The organism is Phenylobacterium sp. LjRoot219 (assembly GCF_964252995.1).
GTDB lineage: Bacteria > Pseudomonadota > Alphaproteobacteria > Caulobacterales > Caulobacteraceae > Phenylobacterium.
On record NZ_CAXUQI020000001.1, the window covers coordinates 169015 to 185749 of the forward strand.

At 70.4% G+C, this 16735-nt stretch carries 17 protein-coding genes; 10 read left to right on the plus strand and 7 right to left on the minus strand.

The window, feature by feature from the left end; all coding sequences use genetic code 11:
• The first annotated feature begins 6 nt into the window (after positions 1–6).
• Together ACSQ14_RS00795 and ACSQ14_RS00800 are read left to right on the plus strand one after the other, a co-directional pair.
• Complete coding sequence (locus ACSQ14_RS00795; RefSeq protein ID WP_436008757.1) at positions 7–1149, plus strand: MltA domain-containing protein; 1143 nt, start codon at positions 7–9, stop codon at positions 1147–1149.
• On the plus strand, positions 1146–1661 hold the full coding sequence (locus ACSQ14_RS00800; RefSeq protein ID WP_436008759.1) for a Smr/MutS family protein: 516 nt from the start codon (positions 1146–1148) through the stop codon (positions 1659–1661). Before ACSQ14_RS00795 ends, ACSQ14_RS00800 begins: the two co-directional genes overlap by 4 nt.
• On the opposite strand, the gene ACSQ14_RS00805 is transcribed toward ACSQ14_RS00800, so the two are convergent.
• The 4 genes from ACSQ14_RS00805 to bioF all read right to left on the minus strand — a co-directional run bounded on the left by ACSQ14_RS00805 (position 1658) and on the right by bioF (position 5369).
• On the minus strand, positions 1658–2419 hold the full coding sequence (locus ACSQ14_RS00805; RefSeq protein WP_436008761.1) for an ABC transporter permease: 762 nt from the start codon (positions 2417–2419) through the stop codon (positions 1658–1660). The two genes, ACSQ14_RS00800 and ACSQ14_RS00805, sit on opposite strands and share 4 nt — an antisense overlap.
• Entirely contained in the window at positions 2416–3393 is a 978-nt protein-coding gene (locus ACSQ14_RS00810) for an ABC transporter ATP-binding protein (RefSeq protein ID WP_436015311.1), read from the minus strand. The genes ACSQ14_RS00805 and ACSQ14_RS00810 overlap by 4 nt, the downstream gene beginning before the upstream one ends.
• Positions 3394–3546: 153 nt before the next feature.
• Complete coding sequence (bioD, locus tag ACSQ14_RS00815) at positions 3547–4233, minus strand: dethiobiotin synthase (protein WP_436008763.1); 687 nt, start codon at positions 4231–4233, stop codon at positions 3547–3549.
• The gene (bioF, locus tag ACSQ14_RS00820) at positions 4218–5369 is read right to left on the minus strand and encodes an 8-amino-7-oxononanoate synthase (protein WP_436008764.1); all 1152 of its coding nucleotides are present in this window, start codon (positions 5367–5369) and stop codon (positions 4218–4220) included. Before bioF ends, bioD begins: the two co-directional genes overlap by 16 nt.
• Before the next feature lie 69 nt (positions 5370–5438).
• Here bioF and ACSQ14_RS00825 point away from each other — a divergent pair, with 69 nt between their 5' ends.
• Entirely contained in the window at positions 5439–6713 is a 1275-nt protein-coding gene (locus ACSQ14_RS00825) for an adenosylmethionine--8-amino-7-oxononanoate transaminase (RefSeq protein ID WP_436008766.1), read from the plus strand.
• A 113-nt stretch (positions 6714–6826) separates the two neighbouring features.
• Here ACSQ14_RS00825 and bioB read toward each other — a convergent pair whose 3' ends face one another.
• On the minus strand, positions 6827–7801 hold the full coding sequence (gene bioB, locus ACSQ14_RS00830) for a biotin synthase BioB (RefSeq protein WP_436015313.1): 975 nt from the start codon (positions 7799–7801) through the stop codon (positions 6827–6829).
• A 210-nt stretch (positions 7802–8011) separates the two neighbouring features.
• Between bioB and ACSQ14_RS00835 the strand changes: the two genes are divergently transcribed.
• The 7 genes from ACSQ14_RS00835 to ACSQ14_RS00865 all read left to right on the plus strand — a co-directional run bounded on the left by ACSQ14_RS00835 (position 8012) and on the right by ACSQ14_RS00865 (position 14514).
• The gene (locus ACSQ14_RS00835; RefSeq protein WP_436008768.1) at positions 8012–9484 is read left to right on the plus strand and encodes a CHAD domain-containing protein; all 1473 of its coding nucleotides are present in this window, start codon (positions 8012–8014) and stop codon (positions 9482–9484) included.
• Positions 9485–9528: 44 nt separating this feature from the next.
• Entirely contained in the window at positions 9529–9990 is a 462-nt protein-coding gene (locus tag ACSQ14_RS00840; protein WP_436008770.1) for a YiiD C-terminal domain-containing protein, read from the plus strand.
• A gap of 164 nt (positions 9991–10154) precedes the next feature.
• Positions 10155–10496, plus strand: a complete 342-nt coding sequence (locus tag ACSQ14_RS00845) for an HdeA/HdeB family chaperone (protein ID WP_436008772.1) — start codon at positions 10155–10157, stop codon at positions 10494–10496.
• Positions 10497–10656: 160 nt separating this feature from the next.
• Positions 10657–12048, plus strand: coding sequence for an adenosylhomocysteinase (ahcY, locus tag ACSQ14_RS00850; protein WP_436008774.1), 1392 nt, complete (start codon positions 10657–10659; stop codon positions 12046–12048).
• Between the two features lie 25 nt (positions 12049–12073).
• A complete protein-coding gene (locus tag ACSQ14_RS00855; RefSeq protein WP_436008776.1) occupies positions 12074–12904 on the plus strand; it encodes a PfkB family carbohydrate kinase in 831 nt (276 codons plus the stop codon).
• 153 nt (positions 12905–13057) lie between these two features.
• On the plus strand, positions 13058–13339 hold the full coding sequence (locus ACSQ14_RS00860; RefSeq protein ID WP_436008778.1) for an acylphosphatase: 282 nt from the start codon (positions 13058–13060) through the stop codon (positions 13337–13339).
• Between the two features lie 50 nt (positions 13340–13389).
• Positions 13390–14514 carry a serine hydrolase domain-containing protein gene (locus tag ACSQ14_RS00865; RefSeq protein WP_436008780.1) on the plus strand — a complete coding sequence of 375 codons (1125 nt, stop codon included), beginning with the start codon at positions 13390–13392 and terminating at the stop codon, positions 14512–14514.
• 1 nt (position 14515) lies between these two features.
• Here ACSQ14_RS00865 and rarD read toward each other — a convergent pair whose 3' ends face one another.
• The gene (rarD, locus tag ACSQ14_RS00870) at positions 14516–15463 is read right to left on the minus strand and encodes an EamA family transporter RarD (RefSeq protein ID WP_436008782.1); all 948 of its coding nucleotides are present in this window, start codon (positions 15461–15463) and stop codon (positions 14516–14518) included.
• 90 nt (positions 15464–15553) lie between these two features.
• On the minus strand, positions 15554–16585 hold the full coding sequence (locus tag ACSQ14_RS00875) for an aspartate-semialdehyde dehydrogenase (protein WP_436008784.1): 1032 nt from the start codon (positions 16583–16585) through the stop codon (positions 15554–15556).
• Positions 16586–16735: the final 150 nt, after the last annotated feature.

The following is a 16735-nucleotide window of genomic DNA, read 5'->3' on the forward strand; positions in this document are numbered from 1 at the left end:
TATCCCGTGAATCTGCGTCTGGTTGCGGCTGCGCTCGCCGCCCTGAGCCTCGCCGCCTGCGCCACGACGCCGACCGCCCCGCCCCCGGGGCCTTCGCCCGTTCCCCTGCCGCCGCCGCTCCAGCCGGCCGAGCGGATCCTGCCGCTGTCGGCGCTGCCGGGCTGGGTGGCCGACGACCACGCCAGCGCCTTCGCCGCCTTCCGGGCGACCTGCGGCGCCGCCAAGGACGCCGCGCTGGCGCGCGTCTGCGCCCGCGCCCGGGCGGCGGGGCCGCTCGCCGCGCCGGCCGCGCGGGCCTTCTTCGAGACCGAGTTCGTCGCCGAGACGATGGACGGCCAGGGCGTGCTGACCGCCTATTACGCGCCGGTCTATGAGGCGCGCCGCGCGCCCGACGGCGAATTCAGCGCGCCGCTGCGGCCGAAGCCGGCGAACCTGAAGGTGGTCGACGCCGGCCTGTTCGATCCGGCCCAGGCCGGCCGGGCGAGCGCGGCCTTCGATCCCGGCTCGGGCCCGCTTCTGCCCTATCCGGACCGCAGCAACATCGAGGCCGCGGCGCCGGACGACGCCCTGGCCTGGCTGCGGCCCGAGGACCTGTTCTTCCTGCAGATCCAGGGCTCCGGGGCGCTGGTTTTCGAGGACGGCCGGCGGATGAAGGCGCTCTACGCCGCCAATAACGGCCGCCCCTTCGTCGGCATCGCCAACGTCATGCGCGACCGCGGCCTGCTGGCCGCCGGCGACACCTCCGGCGAGGCGATTCACGGCTGGCTGGCGGCCAACCGCGGCCCCGAGGCCCAGGCGTTGATGCAGCTCAATCCGCGCTACGCCTTCTTCCGGCTCGCGCCCGACGACGGCCGGCCGCCGGTCGGCGCCGCCAACATCCCGCTGCCGGCGGGCCGGGCGGTGGCGATCGACCGCGCCCACCATCCGATGGGCGAGGTGCTATGGGTCGACGCCGAGGCCCCGCTGCTGAAGGGCGCCTTCCCGGCCTACCGCCGGCTGGCGGTGGCGCTCGACACCGGCGGCGCGATCCAGGGGCCGGTGCGCGCCGACCTCTACCTCGGTGAAGGCGCCGCGGCCGGCAAGGAGGCGGGCCGCGTCCGCCACACGCTGCGGCTCTATCGCCTGCAGCCGCGGGACGCGCTGCCGTGAAACGGCCGTTGAAGCCGGAGGAGCTGAAGGTCTGGAGCGTCGTCGCCGGCACCGTCCACCCACTGCCCGGCCGGGTCGTCGCCGCGCCGCCGCCCTCGGCTGAGGCGATCGCCACCGAGACCCCGGCCCGTATTCCGCCGCCTGCGCCGTTGCGGCCGAAGCCGCCGCGGGTCCGCGGCGGCGTCGACGAGATCGAGCCCAACCGCCATCACCGCATCGCCCGCGAGCGCGACCCGATCCCCGCCCGGCTCGATCTGCACGGCTACGACCAGGACCGCGCCCGCGCCGCCCTGGAAGGCTTCCTGCGCCGGGCCTGGGACGACGGCTACCGGGCCGTGCTGGTGATCACCGGCAAGGGCGTGCAGGGCGACGGGATCCTGCGCCGCCGCGCGCCCGAGTGGCTGGCGGCGCCGCATCTTGCGCCGATGGTCGCCGGCATCTCCGAGGCGCACCGCCGCCACGGCGGCGCCGGCGCGCTCTATGTGGCGCTGAAGCGCAAGCCGCGCGGCTAGGTCCTGAGCTTCCAGCCAGTGGCGAAGATCCGCCCGGCGATCGCCAGGCAGAGGATCAGGAAGCCGGCGGTGGCCGCCAGGCTGACGCCGACGCCGACGTCGGAGGTCCCGAAGAAGGCCCAGCGGAAGCCGCTGACCAGATAGACCACCGGATTGAACAGGGCGACCGTCTGCCAGGGCTCCGGCAGCATGCGGATCGAGTAGAAGCTGCCGCCGAGGAAGGCCAGCGGGGTGATCACCAGCATCGGGATGATCGACAGCTTCTCCCAGCCGTCGGCCCAGACGCCGCTGATGAAGCCGAACAGGCTGAAGGTCACCGAGGTCAGGACCAGGAAGGCGGCCATCCACACCGGATGCTGGATCTCGTACGGCACGAAGATCCGCGCGGTGAGCAGGATGATCAGCCCCAGCATTACCGACTTGCTGGCCGCAGCCCCGACGTAGCCGGCGAGGATCTCCGCCCCGGAGATCGGCGCCGACAGCACCTCGTAGATCGTGCCGGAGAACTTCGGCATGTAGATGCCGAACGAGCCGTTCGAGATGCTCTCGGTCAGGATCGACAGCATGATCAGCCCGGGCACGATGAAGGCGCCGTAGGAGACCCCGTCGAGGCTCGGCATGCGGCTGCCGATCGCCGCGCCGAAGACGATGAAATACAGCGAGGTGGTCAGCACCGGGGCGGCGATCGACTGCACCAGGGTGCGGAAGGTCCGCGCCATCTCGAATTTATAGATGGCCGCGACGGCGTGCAGGTTCATGCGCGGCTCCTTACCAGGCTGACGAAGATCTCCTCCAGCGAGCTCTGGCTGGTCTGCAGGTCCTTGAAGTCGACGCCGCGCTGGGAGAGCGCGCGCAGCAGCTCGGCGATGCCGGTGTGCTCGGCCTGGGCGTCGAAGGTGAAGACCAGCTCGTTGCCGCCGTCGGCCAGCGCCAGCTGGTGGCCGTCGAGCCCGTCGGGGATCGCCGTCAGCGGCTCCTGCAGGTGCAGGGTGAGCTGCTTCTTGCCGAGCTTGCGCATCAGGGCGGTCTTCTCCTCGACCAGGATCAGCTCGCCCCGGGAGATCACGCCAATGCGGTCGGCCATCTCCTCGGCTTCTTCGATGTAGTGGGTCGTCAGGATGATGGTGACGCCGCTCTCGCGCAGCTTGCGGACCATCTCCCACATGTCGCGGCGCAGCTCGACGTCGACGCCGGCGGTCGGCTCGTCGAGGAACAGGATGCGCGGCTCGTGGCTCAGCGCCTTGGCGATCATCACCCGGCGCTTCATGCCGCCGGACAGGGCGCGCAGCTGAGCGTCCTTCTTGTCCCACAGCGACAGGTCCTTCAGCACCTTCTCGATGTGCGCCGGGTTGGCCGGCTTGCCGAACAGCCCGCGGGAGAAGGAGACGGTCGCCCAGACCGTCTCGAAGGCGTCGGTCGCCAGCTCCTGCGGCACCAGGCCGATCGTCGCGCGGGCGGCGCGGAAGTCCTTCTTGATGTCATGGCCGTCGGCGACGACCCGGCCGGACGTCGGCCGCACCAGGCCGCAGACGATGCCGATCAGCGTCGTCTTGCCGGCGCCGTTCGGGCCGAGCAACGCGAAGATCTCGCCCTGGCGGATCTCCAGGTCGACGCCCTTCAGCGCCTGGAACCCGCCGGCATAGGTCTTGGACAGGCCCTCGATGGTGATGATCGGCTGCACGCGTTCCCCTTCGTTGCGGTGAAGGTAGGGGCGGGGACGGGGCGGTGCAATGAAGCGCGCAGCCCAGATCTCCCCCTCAGGGGGAGGTGGCCCGGAGGGCCGGAGGGGGTTTTCCACTCAGAAGGTCGGTGTTCGGCTTCAGCAGCGTCTGAGCGGAAACCCCCTCAGTCGGCTCCGCCGACAGCTCCCCCTGAGGGGGAGCATCTACGCCCGCAGCAGATCCAGCAGCTCTTCCGCCCAGGCTTCGTGCGCGCGGACCGCGGCGACCACCGGGACCGCGCCGGCGAAGGTGCGGACCATCTCCAGCGTCTCGGCGAAGGCCGGAGCGTCGGGGCTGGCGTCCTCGCTGACGACCAGCGCCAGCACCGGCAGGCCGCGCGCCCGGAGCACCTCCAGCGCCGTCAGCAGGTGGCTGACCGCGCCGAGATAGCCGCCGCCGACCAGGATCGACGGCAGGGCGAGCTGTTCGGGCAGGTCCAGCGCCGTGCCGTCCTCGGCGATCGGCGACATCAGCCCGCCGGCGCCTTCGAGCAGCTTCAGCGCCGCCGAGCTGGTCTCCAGCCAGGCGCGGCAGCGTCCGAGGATGTCGGCCAGCTCCAGCCGCGCCCCTTGCTGGCGAGCGGCCATCGGCGGAGCGAGGGGGGCGGCGAAGCGCAGCGGCGAGACGGCGTCGAGATCGGCTTCGCAGCGGCCGAGCGCGTCCAGCAGCCGGCCGGCGTCGCTCTCGGCCCAGCGCGCCGGCTCGAAGCCGCTCAGCACCGGCTTGAAGGCGTCGCAGGCCATCCCCCGGCCGCGAGCGGCGCGCAGCAGGGCGCAGGCGACCTGGGTCTTGCCGACGTCGGTGTGGGCCCCGGCGACGTAGAGGGCGGGCGCGGTCAGCGGTTCAGCCACGGGCGCACGGCCTCGATCAGCTGGTCGACGTGCGCCTCGGTGTGTTCGGAGGAGAAGGCGAGCCGCAGGCGCGCGGTGCCGGCCGGCACCGTCGGCGGTCGGATGGCGACGGCCAGCAGCCCCTTGGCCTCCAGGTCGCGGGCGGCGGCCAGCGCCAGGTCCGCCTCGCCGAGTACGATCGGCACTACGGCGCTCTCAGCCGGCGGCAGGTTCAGCGCGGTGGTCAGCCGGCGCGCGCGCGCGATCGGCGCGGAGACCCGCTCCGGCTCGCGGGCGATGACGTCCAGCGCGGCCAGCGCGGCGGCGGCGTTCGCCGGCGGCAGGCCGGTGGTGTAGATCACCGTGCGGGTGCGGGTCTTGATGAAGTCGATCACCGGCCTGGTCGCGCAGACGTAGGCGCCGTAGCCGCCGATCGCCTTCGACAGCGTGCCCATTTGCAGGTCGACGCGGGCCTCGGGGAACAGCTTGGCCGTGCCGCTGCCGTCGCCGACCACGCCCAGGCCGTGGGCGTCGTCGACCATCAGCCAGGCGTCGTACGCCTGACAGACCCGGCTGATCTCGCCCAGCGGGGCGATGTCGCCGTCCATCGAGAAGACGCCGTCGGTGGCGACCAGCGCCTTGGGCGCGCCGGCGCGATGCTCGGCCAGCTTGGCCGCGAGGTCAGCGACGTCGTTGTGCCGGAAGCTGACGATCTGCGCGCCCGACAGCTTCGCCCCGGTCCAGATGCAGGCGTGGGCCAGCTCGTCGACGACCACCAGGTCGTTCGGCCCGGCGAAGGTCGGGATCAGGCCGACGTTCGCCAGGTAGCCCGAGCCGAAGATGCAGGCCGCCTCGGCGCCCTTCAGCGCGGCCAGCCGGGCCTCCAGCTCGGCGAACAGCGGATGGTCGCCGGTCACCAGCCGCGAGGCCCCGGCGCCGGCGCCGTAGGTCTCGATCGCGCGGATCGCCGCGGCCTTGACCTCCGGGTGGTGCGACAGCCCGAGATAGTCGTTGCAGGAGAAGGAGATGAACTGGCGGCCGTCGCGTTCGACGACCACCCCGTCCATCCGGTGCGTCGGCTTGATGGTGCGCAGCAGGCTGGCCGCCGAGAGTTGGTCGAGCTTGCCCTGCGCGAAGGCGGTGAGGGTGTCGGTCACACGGGCGCTATGCCCCACCTTTCCTACATGCGAAAGACCCGCCGCCGAAACGTGAACGGAGCCCGCGTCATGTCCTCGCCCGTCTCTGGCGTCCCCGATTGGCTGACGAAGGGCGCGCGCCATGTCTGGCGCCCCTATTGCCAGATGAAGACCGCGCCCGCGCCACTGCCGGTGGCGCGCACCGAGGGCTCCAGGCTGATCCTCGAGGACGGCCGCGAGCTGGTCGACGGGATCGCCTCCTGGTGGACCGCCTGCCACGGCTACAATCACCCGCACATCCGCGCGGCGGTGGAGACGCAGCTGGCGCGCGCGCCGCACGTGATGTTCGGCGGCCTGGCGCACGAACCGGCCTACCGGCTGGCTAGCCGGCTGGCGGCTTTGCTGCCCGGCGACCTCGACCACGTTTTCTTCGCCGAGTCCGGTTCGGTCTCGGTGGAGATCGCGATGAAGATGGCGCTGCAGTACTGGATCAACCGCGGGATCTCGGGGCGGACGCGGTTCCTGTCCTTCCTCGGCGGCTACCACGGCGACACCCTGGCGACGATGACCATCTGCGACCCGGAGGAGGGCATGCACAGCCTGTTCTCCGGCGTGCTGCCGGCGCAGCACGTGGTCGCCCTGCCGGTCGACGACGCCGCCGAGGCGGGCCTCGCCGCCTATCTCGCCGAGAACGGCCAGGAGATCGCCGCCATGCTGGTCGAGCCCCGGGTCCAGGGCGCCGGCGGCCTGCTGTTCCACGACGACGAGGTGCTGCGCCGGCTGCGCCGGATCGCCGACGAGCACGACGTGCTGCTGATCTTCGACGAGATCTTCGTCGGCTTCGGCCGCACCGGCGACCTGTTCGCCTGCGAGGGCGCGGGCGTGGTCCCCGACATCGTCACCCTGTCGAAGGCGCTGACCGGCGGCACCCTGCCGCTGTCGGCGGCGATCGCCTCGAGCCGGGTGTTCGAGGCCTTCTGGTCGGACGATCCGGGCGCGGCGCTGATGCACGGACCGACCTACATGGCCAATCCGCTGGCCTGCGCGGCGGCCAACGCCTCGCTCGACCTTTTCGAGACCGGGAGCTGGCGCGCCGACGTCGCCCGCATCGAGACCGGCCTGCGCGAGGGGCTGGAGCCGTGCCGCACGGCGCCGGGCGTGGTCGACGTGCGGGTGAAGGGTGCGATCGGCGTCGTCGAATTCGACAAGCCGGTGGCGGTCGGCGCGCTCTCGCAGCGCTTCGCCGAACTGGGCGTCTGGATCCGCCCAATGGGCAAGGTGGTCTACCTGACCCCGCCGTTCGTGGTCACCGACGCCGAGCTGGCCAAACTGACCGGCGCGATCCGAAGCGTTCTCAGCGCCTGACCCAAACACCGGTCATCCCCGCGAAAGCGGGGACCCAGGTTGGGGCGCAGGCTCAGTCGAACGCAAAAAAAGCCTGGGCCCCCACTTTCGCGGGGATGACCGGAGAAGGGGGCTTAAACCGCCGCCTTCTTCATGGTCATCGGCCGCATGCCGAGGTCGGCCAGCAGGGCGGCGTCGGTGTCCTGGTCCGGGTTCGAGGTCGTCAGCAGCTTGCCGCCGACGAAGATCGAGTTGGCCCCGGCAAGGAAGCAGAGCGCCTGCAGCTCGCGCGACATGTGCTCGCGGCCGGCCGACAGCCGGACCACCGACTTCGGGCAGACTAGCCGGGCGACGGCGATCATCCGCACGAACTCCAGCCCGTCGACCGGGGCTGCGCCGCCCAGCGGCGTGCCGGGGATCGGCATCAGGTCGTTGATCGGCAGGCTGTCCGGGTGCGCCGGCAGCGCCGCCAGCTGTTGCAGCAGGCCGGCGCGGTCGCGGCGGGTCTCGCCCATGCCGACGATGCCGCCGCAGCAGGTCGAAAGGCCGGCGTCGCGCACGGCTTCCAGGGTGTCGAGGCGGTCCTGGTAGGTCCGGGTGGTGACGACCTTGTCGTAATACTCCGGCCCGGTGTCGAGGTTGTGGTTGTAGTAGTCGAGGCCGGCGTCCTTCAGGGCCTTCGCCTGCTCGGGCTTCAGCATGCCGAGCGTCGCGCAGGTCTCGAGCCCCAGCGCCTTCACGCCGGAGATCATGGCCGCGACCTTGGGCATGTCGCGATCCTTCATGTCGCGCCAGGCCGCGCCCATGCAGAACCGCTGGGCTCCGCCTTCCTTGGCCTGCTTCGCCGCGGCGATGACGACGTCGGCTTCCATCAGCTTGGAGGCTGGCGTGTTGGTCTTGAAGTGCGCCGACTGGCTGCAGTAGCCGCAGTTCTCGGCGCAGCCGCCGGTCTTCACCGACAGCAGCTGCGACAGCTGGACCTCGGTCGGGTCGAACCAGCGGCGATGCACGTCGGCGGCGCGGAAGACGAGCTCGGTGAACGGCAGCTCGAACAGCGCCTCGACCTCTTCCACGGTCCAGTCGTGACGCGGCTGGGCGGGGTCGATCATGGTCGCGGGCAGGACAGGGGCGTTCATGCCGGCTCCTTAGGCGGTAACGGACAAAGTTCTCACCGCACCTATACGCCAACGCCGTTCGCGGCAACCGCGGCGCGCGATCCGCGGAACCTTCGCCGCGCCGGCGCCGCTTTAACATTCGTTGACGAGGCGCGCGCCAGACGCTCAAGGGTCGGGGTGGTTGGCGCGGCGGAGAGCGTGAAGATGTCGCAGCTTCAGGAAATCGAGCTGAAGTTTCTCTGCGCGCCGGAGGATCTGGTTCGCGTGCTGGCCGCGGCGCCCGCGGGCGACGACGAAAGTCGCGAGCTGATCAGCGTCTATTTCGACACCCCGGACCTCGACCTGCAGAAGGCCGGGGCCTCGCTGCGGGTGCGCGAGAGCAAGGGTCAGCGGGTCCAGACGCTGAAGCGCGGCGACGGCCTGGCGCGCGAGGAGCACGAGACGCCGATCAGCAGCGACGCGCCGGATCCCGCGCTCGGCCCCTTGCCGGATCTGTTGCCGGCGCGCGCGCGCGGATCGCTGAAGCCGGCCTTCCACGTGCGGGTCACCCGCCGCCAGCGGCTGGTGCGGTTCGACGGCGCCGAGATCGAGATGGCGCTGGATCAGGGCGAGGTGCGCGGCGGCAAGGAGGTGAGCCCGATCAGCGAGCTCGAGCTCGAGCTCAAGTCCGGTGATCCGGCGGCGCTGTTCGGCCTCGCCCGCGAGCTCAGCCATGCCGCGCCGATCTACCTTTCCTTCGCCAGCAAGGCGCAGCGCGGCCAGGCGCTGGTGGCCGGCTGCCCGCTGCACGCCCACCGCCGGGCCCGGGTGGCGCTGGGCAAGGACGCGACCGTCGCCGAGGTGTTCCAGGCGATCGCCCGCAGCGCGCTGGAGTCGATCGCCGCCAACGCCGAGGTGCTGCGCCAGCGCGCCGACGCCGAGGCGGTGCACCAGCTGCGCGTCGGCGCCCGCGCGCTGCGCAGCGCGCTGTCGACCTTCCGCGAGGTGGTCGAGGACGAGGCGTTCGAGCGGGTCAAGAGCGAGCTGCGCTGGCTGGCCAAGGCCTGCGACGACGCGCGCAACCTGGACGTCTTCGCCGACGAGACGCTGCTCCCGGCCGCCAAGCTCGATCCCGCCCCGCCGGCGCTGCCGGCGCTGGTCGCCGAGGTGCAGGCGGCGCGCGAGCACGCCGCCGCCGACGTCGCCCAGGCCGCCGCCTCGGCCCGCTTCCGCGACCTCCTGATCGAGGTCACCGGCTGGGTCGACACCGGCCCCTGGCTGTCGCGGCCGCCGGCCGGCGAGCCCGCCCGGCCGTTCGCCGCCAAGGCCTTGCAGAAGCGCCGTCGCAAGCTGCTGAAGGACGGCCGCGACCTGGCCGGGCTGAGCGACGAGGACCGCCATCAGGTGCGGATCGACGCCAAGAAGTTGCGCTATGCGGCCGAGGGCTTCCAGGGCCTGTACGGCCGCAAGGGCCCCGGCGACTTCATCAAGGCGCTCAAGTCCATGCAGGACGAGCTCGGCGCCCTGAACGACCTCGCCACCGCCGAGACCTTGTTGAACAGCCTAGGCCTCACGCCGGAGGCCGCCTTCGCCGCCGGCGAGCTGGTCGGCCGCAAGACCACCGACAAGAAGCGCCACATCGCCAAGGCCGCCAAGGCGCTGGACCGGTTGGCCGACATCGCGCCGTTCTGGGGCTGAATTGCCGGTTTCTGCTGCGACGTTTCGAGCTTAAGCAAACGAGGATGACGAGCAGCTCAGCGTCGGAACTCGAGGCGTACCTCCACCTCCGAATTCCCCTGTCCGCGGCGATGCAGGTGTCGGTGGCGGCCATTTCGCCGGACGCCGTCAGCCTCGGCGCGCCTCTTCGGCCCAATATCAACCACAAGAGCACCGTGTTCGGCGGCAGCGCCTCGGCGCTGGCGATCCTGTCCGCTTGGTCGCTGGTTCACCTGAAGCTCGTGGCCGAGGGCGTTCAGGCCGAGCTGGTCATCCAATCGAACCGCATGGACTACGCGGCTCCGATTACGAGTGACTTCACCGCGACGGCCACGCTCGCGGACGGGGCCGACTGGGCGCGCTTCGCAACGACGCTGGCTCGCCGGCGGCGGGCGCGGATCAGGGTCGCTTCGGTGTTGGCCTGCAATGGCGCCGTCAACGGCAAATTCGAGGGCGAGTTCGTGGCGCTCGGCGCCGCCGAGGCCTGAGCGTCCGCGGTGCAATTCGCCCCGGCTCGGCCGCATGAAATGATGTTGCCAGACTGTAATTTTTAACGGCTTGTTAAAGGAACGTCGCCGTCCGCGGTGGCGTTCTAAGGCAGAGCTTCCTCAAGGGAGCCGGAGGAAACGCAACTCGAACCGGGAGGGGCCGTATGAAGCGGGCCTTGTTGATAGCGTTTGGCCTGACGCTCGCTGCGGCGAACGCTCAAGCTGCACCCAGCCACGCCAAATGGATGGGAGAGGCGACCTGCTCAGCCTGGCCCGCCGACCAGGCTTACGACGACTTCGATAAAGCGCTGCTGCTGAACTGGGTCCTGGGCTGGCTGTCGCGCAGCAGCAAGGACGGGGCCGACGTGCTGGCCCGCGTCGACCAGGCGTCGATCAGCAGCTGGGTCGACAAATATTGCGCGGCCAATCCGAACGACACCTTGATCTCGGCCGCCGCCAAGCTCGAGCACGCGCTGGCCGACGACGCGCGCTACAGCAGTCTCTAGACGTTCCGACCTGCGCGCCGGCGACAGGCAGGCGGCGACGCCTGCCTGATCGCGCGCAGCCGGGAAATCTCACATAAAGGTTTCCTTATATGATCCTTGCCGCTTGAGGCGGTGGCCGGTATAGAGCCGCCATCCATCGCTGCCCCTGCAAGGACAAGACATGACCGACTACGTCGTGAAGGACATCGCCCTGGCCGACTGGGGCCGCAAGGAAATCGCCATCGCCGAGACCGAGATGCCGGGCCTGATGGCCGTGCGCGCCGAGTTCGGCAAGGACCAGCCGCTGAAGGGCGCCCGCATCGCCGGCTCCCTGCACATGACCATCCAGACCGCCGTGCTGATCCAGACGCTGGAAGCCCTCGGCGCCGAAGTGCGCTGGGCGTCCTGCAACATCTTCTCGACGCAAGACCACGCCGCCGCGGCGATCGCCGCCAACGGCACGCCGGTGTTCGCGATCAAGGGCGAGAACCTGATCGAGTACTGGGAATACGCCCACAAGATCTTCGAATGGGCCGACGGCGGCTATCCGAACCTGATCCTCGACGACGGCGGCGACGCCACCCTGCTCTGCGTGCTCGGCCCCAAGGCCGAGAAGGACCCTTCGGTCCTCAACAACCCGCAGAACGAGGAAGAAGAAGCGCTTTACACCGTGATGAAGCGCTACCTGCAGGAAAAGCCGGGCTTCTACTCGGCCATCCGCGACGCCATCGGCGGCGTCTCGGAAGAGACCACCACGGGCGTCCACCGCCTCTACCAGATGCACGAGCGCGGCGAGCTGCCGTTCCCGGCAATCAACGTCAACGACAGCGTCACCAAGTCGAAGTTTGACAACCTCTACGGCTGCCGCGAGAGCCTGGTGGACGCCATCCGCCGCGGCACCGACGTGATGCTGTCGGGCAAGGTTGCGGTGGTGCTCGGCTACGGCGACGTCGGCAAGGGCTCGGCGGCCTCGCTCCGCCAGGGCGGCGCCCGGGTGATCGTCACCGAGATCGACCCGATCTGCGCCCTGCAGGCGGCCATGGAAGGCTATGAAGTTCAGACCATGGAAGACGTCGCCGACAAGGCCGACATCTTCGTCACCGCCACCGGCAACAAGGACGTCCTGACGGTCGACCACATGCGCCGGATGCGCAACAACGCCATCGTCTGCAACATTGGCCACTTCGACTCCGAGATTCAGATCGCCGGCCTGCGCAACTTCAAGTGGGACGAGATCAAGCCGCAGGTCCACCATGTGGAATTCCCGGACGGCAAGAAGATCATCGTCCTGTCGGAAGGCCGCCTGGTGAACCTTGGCAACGCCACCGGCCACCCGAGCTTCGTGATGAGCGCCTCGTTCACCAACCAGACGCTGGCCCAGATCGAACTCTGGACCAACAAGGCCAAGTACGAGACCAAGGTCTACACCCTGCCCAAGCACCTCGATGAGAAGGTGGCCTTCCTCCACCTGGAGAAGCTGGGCGCCAAGCTGACCACGCTGAACGCCGAGCAGGCGGCCTATATCGGCGTGCCGGCGAAGGGCCCGTTCAAGCCGGAACACTACCGTTACTAAGGCATAGGTTGTAAGGGATGGCGCCATGCCTGTGGCGCTCATCCTGTCCTCCTTCGTCGCGGCCTCCCGTATTGGCGGGGGGGCGCAACAGTACGTGCTGGCGGCGCACAGGATCGATCCGGTCCTGGCGCCGACGGTGCTGTTCGGCCGCAGTCCGGCGACCGGCTCGACCGGCGACGTCACCGCGCCGGACGTCCTGCGCCGCATGCTGGCCGAGATCGAGGCCGACGCGGTGTTCGGCGAGGTCGACCTGATCATCACCGGCTACTTTGCCGAGCCGGAGCAGGTGGAGATCGCCGCCGGCCTGCTGGAGCGGGTCCGCGCCGCCGCCAGCAAGCCGCCGGTGATCCTGGTCGATCCGATCATGGGCGACGACCCCAAGGGGCTGTACGTCCAGCCGGAAGTCGCCGCTCTGGTCGCCGACCGGCTGACGCCGCTGGGCGACTGGATCACCCCCAACCTCTGGGAGCTCGGCCGTCTCGCCGGCGGGACGATCGCCGACGCCGAGGCCGCGGTCGCCGCGGTCCGCCGGCTCGGGCGCCGCGCGGTGGTGACCTCGGTGCCGGGCGGCGAGGGCGGCATCGGCCTGCTCTACTGCGACGCCGACGAGGCGGTGCTGTTCACCCACCAGCGGCTGGCCCATGCGCCGAACGGCACCGGCGACCTGGTCACCGCCAGCTTCGGCGCCGGCCTAGTCGAGGGCCTGACCCCGCTGGCCGCCGCCGAACGCGCCGCCCGGGTGGCGGCGCTGACGGTGCAGACCGCACTGGAGTGGGGCGTCATGGACCTGCCGATCGTCGCGCTCGCCGAACAGCTGACGGCGCCCTCGGCCGACGTCCGGATCGAGCGGCTGTAGGCCAGCGCTTCTCCCCCGCTCTTCCCCGCGAAAGCGGGGACCCAGGCTTTTTATGTTCGAACGACGCGGCCAATAAAAACCCCTGGATCCCCGCTTCCGCGGGGAAGAGCGGTTGGGGTTGCGTCGAGGTCGCACCAGGCGCATCCGTCGCCGATGACCCGCACCGCCGCCAATCTGCGCATCGAGGGCCGCGTCCAGGGCGTGGGCTATCGCTGGTGGGCGGTCGGCGAGGCCAAGCGGCTGGGGCTCAGCGGCTGGGCGCGCAACCGCAAGGACAGCTCGGTCGAGATCCTGGCGATCGGCGCGCCGGACGCGATCGCCGGGCTCGAACGGGTCTGCGCCGAAGGGCCGCCGGCGGCGCGGGTCACGGCCGTGCGCCGCACGCCGGCCGAGGACGACGGCAGCCAGGGCTTCCACCAGCGCGAGACGGTTTGACGCCATTCCCGGGTGGCGCGCCGCGCCGCCGCAGGGTAGGGCCTCAGGCCATGGTCGAGATCGCCGGGTTCGCAGCCCCCCGCTTCGCCAGCGTCCAGGACGCCTTCGCCGCCAACTTCGAGCAGGGACTCGAACGTGGCGCGCGCTTCACCGTGGCTGAGGCCGGCGAGGTGGTCGTCGACCTCTGGGCCGGCGTCGCCGACCGCGCCGGCGAGCGGCCGTTCGACGAGCGCACCCTGGTCCCGGTCTTCTCCACCACCAAGGCGATCGCCGCCGTGCTGGTCGCCCGCGCCGTCGAGGCCGGACAGATCGCCTACGGCCAGCCAGTCGCCGAGCTGTGGCCGGAGTTCGCCCAAGCCGGCAAGGGCGCGATCACCGTCGAGCAGGCGCTGTCGCACCAGGCCGGCCTGAGCGGCTTCCCGGAGAAGATGGACCCGGCGCTGTGGTTCGACTGGGACGCTATCTGCGCCAAGCTGGCGGCCATGGCGCCGCTCTGGCCGCCGGGCACGGCGAGCGGCTACCACCCGATCACCTTCGGCTACATCGCCGGCGAGCTGTTCCGCCGGGCGACCGGCCGCACCATGGGCGCGGCGCTGCGCGAGGACCTTGCCCAGCCCTTCGGCCTCGACCTGTGGATCGGCCTGCCGGACTCCGAGTTCGGCCGCGTCGCCGATCTGCAGCGGCCGCCCGGCCTGCCGGACTTCGGCGAGCGCAACGCGCCGACCCAGGCGGCCTTCATGACCTCCTGGTCGTCGCCGGCCGGGCGCAACCAGGACGAATGGCGGCGAATGGAGCTGCCGTCGGCCAACGGCCACGCCACGGCCGAGGCGCTGGCCAGGCTGATGGGCGCGCTGGCCGACCAGGGCCGGCTCGGCGGGCGCGAGATCCTGTCGCCGCAGGTGATCGCCGAGATGGCCCGCGAGCGGATCCGCGGCCAGGACCTGGTGCTGCCGTTCGTGATGAGCTGGGGCGCCGGGGTGATGCGCAACGAGACCGAGAAGCCCTGGGGCCCGGCGATGCAGAGCTTCGGCCACTCCGGCTGGGGCGGCTCCTGCGCCGTCGCCGACCCGGAGACCCGGATCGGCATGGCCTATGCGATGAACAAGCAGGGCACCAAGCTGATGGGCGACGCGCGGCCCAAGCGGCTGATCGAAGCGGTCTACGCCGCGCTCTAGGTTACTGCGCGGCGGCTTCCACAGCCTCGGTGGCCGCCAGCGCCGCGCGGCTCTTGCGCCAGACGCCATAGGCGAAGATCGCGACGCCGGCCCAGATCAGCGCGAACGAGGCTCCGCGCAGCGGGGTGAAGATCTCGCCCTGCAACAGGCCGAGGCCGAAGGTCAGGGTCGGCGCGATGAACTGCAGGAAGCCCATCGCCGACAGCGGCAGCCGCCGGGCGGCCCAGGCGAACCACAGCAGCGGGATGGCGGTCAGCGGGCCGCAGGCGACCAACCAGAGGCTCAGCGGCAGGTCGCGGCCGAACCCGCTGGCGCCATGCGCTCCCAGCCACAGCACGAAGACGGCGCTCGGCAGGACGAGGAAGGCGCTCTCGAACAGGAAGCCGGTCTGGGCCTCGGCGGTGACCCGCTTGCGTATGATCCCGTAGGCGCCGAAGCTGATCGCCAGCGCCAGCGAAACGACGGGCAGGTGGCCCAGCGCCAAGGTCTGCAGCGCCACGCCGGCCGCCGCGAAGGCGATGGCGATCCGGCCGACGCGGTCGATCCGCTCGCCGAACATCAGCGCGCCGGCGGCAATGTTGAGCAGCGGCAGGATGTAGTAGCCGAGGCTGGTCTCCAGCACCCGGCCGGAGTTCACGGCCCAGATGAAGACGATCCAGTTGGCGGCGATGGTCGCCGCCGAAAGCGCCAGCCAGCCCAGGGTGCGAGGCTGGCGCAGCACGGCCCGCGCCGCGTGGCCCTGGCGGGCGAGCAGCACCAGGACGACCGCCGTCGGCGCGCCCCAGAGGATGCGGTGGGCGAGGATCTCCCACGGGCCCGCGCCCAGCCGTCCGACCAGCTGGAACAGGACCGGGATCAGTCCCCAGGAGAGGTAACAGGAGATCCCCGCCGCCGTCGCCCGACCACGTTCAGCCGAAGTGGAAACCGGTTCGGCGCGGGACGTGGTCAATCTTTGAATTCCTCAGGCTTGGACGGCCCGCAGGCCGTTCAAGCCTGGGGCCGGGTCTCCCCGCCAGACGCCGACGACGAGGTCATGGCGCTAGGCGAGGGCCTTTTGGCCGATCAGGCCGCGCTCGTGCAGCAGCTGGGCGATCTGCACCGCGTTGAGCGCCGCGCCCTTGCGCAGGTTGTCGGCGACCACCCACATCGACAGGCCGTTCTCGACGGTCGGGTCGTTGCGGATGCGGCTGACGAAGACCGGGAATTCGCCCTGGGCTTCCTTCGGCGTGATGTAGCCGGTGGGGTCGCGCTTATCGATGACGATCAGGCCGGGGGACTCGCGCAGGATCTCGCGGGCCTCGTCCTCGTCGAGCGGCTCGTGGAACTCGATGTTCACCGCTTCCGAGTGGCCGACCATGACCGGCACGCGCACGCAGGTGACCGTGAGCTTGATCGCCGGGTCGATCATCTTGTGCGTCTCGTTCCACATCTTGGCTTCCTCGTCGGTGTAGCCGTCGTCCTGGAAGGAGCCGATGTAGGGGATGACGTTGAAGGCGATCTGCTTGGGGAACTTCTTCGGCGGGGTGGCGCCCAGCACGAAGACGTTCTTCGTCTGGTCGAACAGCTCGTCCATGCCTTCCTTGCCGGCGCCGGAGACCGACTGATAGGTCGCGACGACGACGCGCTTGATGCGCGCCCGGTCATGCAGCGGCTTCAGCGCCACCACCAGCTGGGCGGTCGAGCAGTTCGGGTTGGCGATGATATTCTTGCGGTCCGCCCACTCGACGTCGTCCGGGTTCACTTCCGGCACGATCAGCGGCACGTCCGGGTCCATCCGGAAGGCCGAGGAGTTGTCGATGACGATCGGGCCGGCGGCGCCGATCTTCGGCGACCATTCCTTGGAGAAGGAGCCGGAGACGCTCATCAGCACGATGTCGACGGTCGAGAAGTCGAACTGCTCGATGTCCTCGCAGGCGATGTTGGCGTTGCCGAACGAGACTTGGACGCCGATGGATTTCCGCGAAGCCAGCGCGTGAATCTTCTCCACGGGGAATTTAACTTCCTCGAGGATGTTCAGCATCTCGCGGCCCACGTTGCCCGTGGCGCCGACGACGGCCACCCGGTAACCCATCGCAAACTCTCCAAGTTCTTTTTGGGGGAGCGCTCCGTTACGCGCTTAAGCCCCCAGACGCAAGGCAGACAGGCCGCGGGCGAAGGCGGCGCTCGGCCTCAGATGGCGGCGCGCAGGCGCCTGCGCAACCGCTGACCGACGATGATCAGG

Coding starts and splice junctions, on each gene's coding strand:
- ACSQ14_RS00875 (WP_436008784.1), bottom strand. CDS start 16,585: ATGGGTTACCGGGTGGCCGTCGTCGGCGCCACGGGCAACGTGGGCCGC.
- ACSQ14_RS00845 (WP_436008772.1), top strand. CDS start 10,155: ATGAAGCGGGCCTTGTTGATAGCGTTTGGCCTGACGCTCGCTGCGGCG.
- ACSQ14_RS00855 (WP_436008776.1), top strand. CDS start 12,074: ATGCCTGTGGCGCTCATCCTGTCCTCCTTCGTCGCGGCCTCCCGTATT.
- ACSQ14_RS00840 (WP_436008770.1), top strand. CDS start 9,529: ATGACGAGCAGCTCAGCGTCGGAACTCGAGGCGTACCTCCACCTCCGA.
- bioB (WP_436015313.1), bottom strand. CDS start 7,801: ATGATCGACCCCGCCCAGCCGCGTCACGACTGGACCGTGGAAGAGGTC.
- ACSQ14_RS00805 (WP_436008761.1), bottom strand. CDS start 2,419: ATGAACCTGCACGCCGTCGCGGCCATCTATAAATTCGAGATGGCGCGG.
- ACSQ14_RS00825 (WP_436008766.1), top strand. CDS start 5,439: ATGTCCTCGCCCGTCTCTGGCGTCCCCGATTGGCTGACGAAGGGCGCG.
- ahcY (WP_436008774.1), top strand. CDS start 10,657: ATGACCGACTACGTCGTGAAGGACATCGCCCTGGCCGACTGGGGCCGC.
- ACSQ14_RS00835 (WP_436008768.1), top strand. CDS start 8,012: ATGTCGCAGCTTCAGGAAATCGAGCTGAAGTTTCTCTGCGCGCCGGAG.
- ACSQ14_RS00865 (WP_436008780.1), top strand. CDS start 13,390: ATGGTCGAGATCGCCGGGTTCGCAGCCCCCCGCTTCGCCAGCGTCCAG.
- ACSQ14_RS00860 (WP_436008778.1), top strand. CDS start 13,058: ATGACCCGCACCGCCGCCAATCTGCGCATCGAGGGCCGCGTCCAGGGC.